The following is a 5,523-nucleotide window of genomic DNA, read 5'->3' on the forward strand; positions in this document are numbered from 1 at the left end:
TGAAACGCCGGCGCAGCGGTGTCGTCACGGTTGCAGGTAGCGGTGCTTCCAGCCTCCTTCGTCGCGGTCGTAGCGCAGGCGCTCGTGCAGCCGCTCGGTGCCGTTGCCCCAGAACTCCACCGACTCCAGGCACAGTTCGAACAGGCAGTAGCCCGGCGGGCGCGGCAGCGGGCCGTCGGTTTCCGCCAGGCGCCGGGCTTCGGCGCGCAGGGCGTGGATGTCGGCGAGGGTTTCGCTCTGCCGCGAGGCGATCGACATCGGGTGGGTCTGGTACGGGCGGCTCAGCCACTGGGCGTCGGCACGCTCGTCGGGCAGGCGTTCGGCGCGGCCGTTGAGGATGATCTGCTGGCTGCTCTCGCGCCAGTACAGCACCCCCGAGGCCCAGGGGTTCTGCGCCAGTTCGCGGCCCTTCTGGCTATCGGCGTGGGTGGCGAACACCACCCCGCGCTCGCCGAGTTCGGCGATCACCACGATCCGCGTCGACGGCCGGCCCTGCCCGTCGACCGTGGCCAGGGCCAGTGCCCGCGGCTCGCGCACGCCATAGCGGCGGGCGCGTTCCAGCCAGTTGCGCAGCACCTCCATGGGGTTCGCCGGCGGCGCCTCGAACTCCGGGAAAGGGGCTTCGATGGTCCCGGTGAGGGACTCGGAAATGTTCGCGTTGACGCCCATCACGGCGTTCCTCCGTTCTGCCCGTTCACAGGTAGGCCCGGCCTTCGGCGAAGGCCGCGCCGTTGCCCGACACTTCCACCGTCGAGACCCGCTCGCCGGCACCCTCGGCGCGGGCGTACATGCGCGACGGCCGGCCGATCTCGACGCCCTGGAGGATCTCGATCTGCTGCCCGTAGGGGATCTGCCGGTGGCGCGCCAGGTGGATCGCCAGCGGCCCGGCGGCGGAACCGGTGGCGGCGTCCTCGACCACGCCGTAGGCCGGCGAGAACATGCGGCTGCGCCAGTGCCGCCCGGCGCCGGCGAAGCAGTTCACCGCCAGGTCCGGGAAGTCGCACAGCGCGCGGTGGTCGGGGTGCAGCGCGGACAGCGCGGCGACGCTCTCCAGGCCGACGAACACGTGGCGCGGGCCGTTGCGGTAGACCTCGATGGGAAAGGTCGAGCCCTTCAGGCCGAGGGCGGCGAGCAGCTCGGCCGGGCGGCTGAAGTGCTCCCAGGTGGGGATCGGCTGCTGCATGCTGCAGGCCACCACCTTGCCGTCCTGGCGCTCCAGGGCGAAGGGCACGGTGCCCATCCTGGTCTCCAGGAACAGCCTGTCCTTGTCGGTCTCGGCGCCCAGGGCGATGGCGGTGCCCAGCAGCGGGTGGCCGGCGAACGGCAGTTCGTTGACCGGGGTGAAGATGCGGATGCGCGCGTCGCCGTCCTGTTGCGGGCGGAGCACGAAGGTGCTCTCCGACAGGTTCATCTCCCGCGCCATGCGCTGCATGCGCTCGCCGCTGAGGTCGTCGCAGTCGAAGAACACCGCCACCGGGTTGCCTTGCAGCGGTTCGCTGGCGAAGGCGTCTATCACGACATATCTGTGCATGGGCTCTCCTGGCTCAGGGCCGCCGCTCGACCAGCGCGTGGCGCAGCAGGTCGGCGATGATGCGCGGACCCTCGCGGGTCAGCACCGATTCGGGGTGGAATTGCATGGAGGCGAAGCGCGGCCCGCGCAGGGCGTGGACCTCGCCGGTCTCGCGGTCGCGGCTGATCTCGATCGGGCCGACCTCGGGGATCTCGATGCGGTCCTGCAGGGCGCGCGCGGCGAAGGTGTTGTAGAAGCCGACGCGCTCGGCGGCGCCGAACAGGTCGATCTGTTTCTGCACGCCCTGGTTGGGCTCCTGCCGGCGTTGCAGGTCCAGGCCCAGGCACAGGCTCAGCACCTGGTGGCTCAGGCACACGGCGAGGAACGGCCGGCGCTCGCTGAGCAGCGAACGGATGGCCAGGTGCAGGTGGCCGATCTTCGGCTGGCCGATCTCGGTGGGGTTGCCCGGGCCGGGGCCCATGATCACCAGGTCGTAGCCGTCGAACGAGTACGGCTCCTGGAAGCCGCGCACGGTCACCGTCAGGCCCAGCGACTTGAGCTGCTTGGCGATCATCGAGGTGAAGGTGTCCTCGGCATCGACGATCAGCACCTCGCGTCCGGACAGGTCGGCCTGCAACTGCTGGCGCTCGCTGGCGCCGCGCAGCCAGAAGTCGGCGATCGGCGCGTTGCGGCTGGCCAGCGCCGCCACCACATGCGGGTGCGAGCCCAGGCGCTGCGGCGCCTGGCTCTTCAGCGCGGCGATCAGCCCGGAAGCCTTGGCCCGGCTTTCCGCCGCCTCGCCCAGGGGATCGGAGTGACGCACGATGGTCGAGCCGACGCCGATGCGCAGGCGGCCGTCGCCCTCGATCTCGGCGGTGCGGATCAGGATCGCCGAGTCCAGCGTGCGCCCGCCCTGACCATCGCCGCCGATCAGCGCCGCCACCCCGCTGTAGTAGCCGCGACCCTGCGGCTCGTAGCGGCGGATCACCCGGCAGGCGCTTTCCAGCGGGCTGCCGGTGACGGTCGGGGCGAACAGCGTCTCGCGCAGCACCTCGCGCACGTCGCGGTTGGTCTGGCCCTCGATGAAGTACTCGGTGTGCGCCAGGTGCGCCATCTCCTTGAGGTAGGGACCGAGCACCCGACCGCCGTCCTCGCAGATCCGCGCCATCATCTTCAGCTCCTCGTCCACCACCATGTACAGCTCGTCGGCTTCCTTGCGGTTGTCGAGGAATTCCATGACCTCGGCCAGGTTCGGCCCGGCCGGCGGGTAGCGGTAGGTGCCGCTGATCGGGTTCATCACCGCCAGGCCGTCGCGCACGCTGATGTGCCGCTCGGGCGAGGCGCCGACCAGGGTGCGTTCGCCGGTGTGGACGATGAAGGTCCAGTAGGCGCCCTTCTCGCGCAGCAGCAACTGGCGGAAGAAACTCAGCGCGCTGGCCGTGGCGTAGCCGTCGATGCGCGCCTGGAAGCGCCGCTTGATCACGAAGTTGGCGCCTTCGCCGCGACCGATCTCGTCGGCGATGACCCGCCCGACCACTTCGGCGTAGGCCTCGTCGTCGAGGTCGAAAGCTTCCTCGCTCAGTTCCAGCGCCTGGTTCGGCAGCAGCGCCAGGGCCTGCTCCAACGGCAGCAGTTCCTGCTCCAGGACCTTCAGCGCCAGCAGCGGCGTACCGTCGTCGAGCGCCTCGAAGCCGCGCTCGGCGATCTGCCGGTAGGGAATCAGCGCCAGCAGGTCATGGCGCGGCAGGCCCGGGCCGGGCTCGTCCAGCGGCAGGTCGGCCAGGCCGTGCAGTTCGAGCGTCTCGCCGCGAATCACGTCGAGCAGGCCCGGGCCATTGCTTTCCGGACGGTAGAGCAAGGCGAACGGCGCCGGCCGTTCGAGCAGGCGCTGCAACAGCGATGTGGGCAGGGCGTTCATTCCAGCACCTCGTCGGTGGTGACCACCATCGCGCAGCGGCTGGCGGCGTATTCCAGGGCCATGCGGTGGTGCGCCTCGCTGAAGTCGGCGATGGCGTCGGCCACCAGGAACGGCTGGATGTCGTTGGAGTAGGCGTCCACCGTGGAGATCAGCACCCCGACGTGGGCGTATACGCCGCACAGCACCAACTGGTCGCGGCCGGCGGCGCGCATCCGCTGGAGCAGATCGGAGTGGAAGAAGGCGCTGTAGCGCCACTTGGTCAGCAGCCAGTCGTCCGGCCCCGGCGCCAGCTCCTCGACCACCTCGCGGTCGGCCGGACTGGCGCGCATGCCCGGCCCCCAGAAGTCCTTGAGCAGGCCGCGCTGCTCCTCGGTCATGCTGCCCGGCTGGGCGGTGTAGGCGNTCGTCCGGCCCCGGCGCCAGCTCCTCGACCACCTCGCGGTCGGCCGGACTGGCGCGCATGCCCGGCCCCCAGAAGTCCTTGAGCAGGCCGCGCTGCTCCTCGGTCATGCTGCCCGGCTGGGCGGTGTAGGCGATCTGCACGCCCTGCTCGACGCACCAGCGGCGCAGCCGCGCGGCGTTGGCCACCAGCCCGGCGCGCAGGCTCTCGGGCAGCGGGCGCAGGAAGTAGCGCTGCATGTCGTGCACCAGCAGCACCGCGCGCCGCGGCTCCAGGCTCCAGCGCGCCAGGTTGGCCGGCAGCTGCTGGGCGGTCGGCAAGGGATAGGCGGTGATTTCGGGAATGCCGCTCATGCCACGGTCTCCAGGGGGAAGGTTGCGCTCGGGATCGCTTCTGCGCCGGCCCAGGCCATCACCGCGCTGAGCGCCTGCCAGGGGTTCAGCCGCGGATCGCAGAGGCTGGTGTAGTGCCGGCCGACCTGGTGCAGGCCGCTGGAATCGGCGACGCACTCGGTGACGTCGTCCGGGGTGGTCTCCAGGTGCAGCCCGGCGGCCACGCCGCCGGAGCCGGACACCGCCAGGCGGAACGCCGCCACCTCCTCGGCGATGCTGCGCACCAGGCGGGTCTTGTTGCCGCAGGGCGCGACGATGGTGTTGCCGTGCATCGGGTCGCTCAGCCAGATCACCGGGTGGCCGGCCGCGCGCACCGCTTCCACCAGCGGCGGCAGGCGCTCGCCGACCTTCTGCGCGCCCATCCGCGCGATCAGCGTCAGGCGTCCCGGCTCGCGGCGCGGATCGAGGCGCTCGCAGAGCGCCAGCAACTGGTCGCGGCCGATCTCCGGACCGACCTTGCAGGCCACCGGGTTGAGCACCTCGGCCAGCAGCGCCACATGGGCGCCGTCGACCTGGCGGGTGCGCTCGCCGATCCACGGCCAGTGGGTCGAACCGAGATAGACCCGGCGCTGCTCGTCCTCGCGCAGCATCGACAGCTCGTAGTCGAGCAGCAGCATCTCGTGGCTGGTCCAGACCGGCGAGGCATTCGCCTCCTGCCCGGACGCGGCGTCCCAGCCCAGGTGGCGCATGATGTTGCGCGCCGCCGCATAGCCCTTGAGAATCCGCTGCGGATCGGCCCGGCGCTGCTCGGCATGGGCCTCGCGGCCGTTGACCATGTCGCCGCGATAGACCGGCAGGGTCTGCTCGCCGACCTGCTCGTGCGGCTTGGAACGCGGCTTGGCGTACTGCCCGGCGATGCGCCCGACGCGGATCACCGGCCGCCGGCCGGCCAGGCGCAGGGCGCCGGCCAGCAGTTCCAGCACGGCGGCCTTGCGCGCCACGTTCTCGGCATGGTGGTCGTCCATGTCCTCGGCGCAGTCGCCGCACTGCACCACCAGCGCCTCGCCGCGGGCGACCCGCGCCAGGGTCGCGCGCAGGGCCAGGATGTCGCCGGCGCGGATCAGCGCCGGACTGCCGCGCAGGTACGCCTGCACGTCGCGCAGGCGCGACGGATCGCCCCATTCGGGTTGCTGCAGCGCTTCGCAGCGCCGTACGCGTTGCAATAGATCGTCCATAGTTCACCCCTTCCAGGATGGCCTCAGGTGGGAATGCCTTCGCGTTTGATCTGCGGGACCGGAATGCTCAGGGCGCGCAATTGCTGGAAGACGTTCATGAATTCGCGGTTGCGCTTGATCTTGCCGTC

General features: G+C 71.0%; 5 protein-coding genes and 2 pseudogenes. All 7 read right to left on the reverse strand.

What is annotated here, in order from left to right; genetic code table 11:
- Positions 1-24: 24 nt before the first annotated feature.
- Positions 25-669 (reverse strand): phenazine biosynthesis FMN-dependent oxidase PhzG, encoded by a 645-nt coding sequence (gene phzG / locus LT948_RS32835; RefSeq protein WP_003112073.1) that lies wholly within the window; start codon positions 667-669, stop codon positions 25-27.
- A gap of 25 nt (positions 670-694) precedes the next feature.
- Entirely contained in the window at positions 695-1,531 is an 837-nt protein-coding gene (phzF, locus tag LT948_RS32840; RefSeq protein WP_003117652.1) for a phenazine biosynthesis protein PhzF, read from the reverse strand.
- A gap of 13 nt (positions 1,532-1,544) precedes the next feature.
- Positions 1,545-3,428, reverse strand: coding sequence for a phenazine biosynthesis protein PhzE (gene phzE / locus LT948_RS32845; RefSeq protein WP_031642762.1), 1,884 nt, complete (start codon positions 3,426-3,428; stop codon positions 1,545-1,547).
- Positions 3,425-3,835, reverse strand: a pseudogene (gene phzD, locus LT948_RS32850) (phenazine biosynthesis protein PhzD); the annotation flags it as partial. The pseudogene phzD (LT948_RS32850) and the gene phzE, both read right to left, overlap by 4 nt.
- Before the next feature lie 10 nt (positions 3,836-3,845).
- A pseudogene (gene phzD, locus LT948_RS33425) lies at positions 3,846-4,181 on the reverse strand (phenazine biosynthesis protein PhzD); the annotation flags it as partial.
- Complete coding sequence (phzC, locus tag LT948_RS32855) at positions 4,178-5,395, reverse strand: phenazine biosynthesis protein PhzC (protein ID WP_020751158.1); 1,218 nt, start codon at positions 5,393-5,395, stop codon at positions 4,178-4,180. The gene phzC and the pseudogene phzD (LT948_RS33425), both read right to left, overlap by 4 nt.
- Positions 5,396-5,418: 23 nt before the next feature.
- On the reverse strand, positions 5,419-5,523 hold a 105-nt coding region (locus LT948_RS32860), incomplete at its 5' end, for a PhzA/PhzB family protein (RefSeq protein WP_003108342.1).

Origin of the sequence: Pseudomonas sp. CP-1, from assembly GCF_021213715.1 — a bacterium.
GTDB classification, from domain to species: Bacteria; Pseudomonadota; Gammaproteobacteria; order Pseudomonadales; family Pseudomonadaceae; genus Pseudomonas; species Pseudomonas aeruginosa.

Excerpts from the sequence above, each read along its gene's own strand:
- phzF (WP_003117652.1), bottom strand. The coding sequence starts at position 1,531 with ATGCACAGATATGTCGTGATAGACGCCTTCGCCAGCGAACCGCTGCAA.
- phzE (WP_031642762.1), bottom strand. The coding sequence starts at position 3,428 with ATGAACGCCCTGCCCACATCGCTGTTGCAGCGCCTGCTCGAACGGCCG.
- phzG (WP_003112073.1), bottom strand. The coding sequence starts at position 669 with ATGGGCGTCAACGCGAACATTTCCGAGTCCCTCACCGGGACCATCGAA.
- phzC (WP_020751158.1), bottom strand. The coding sequence starts at position 5,395 with ATGGACGATCTATTGCAACGCGTACGGCGCTGCGAAGCGCTGCAGCAA.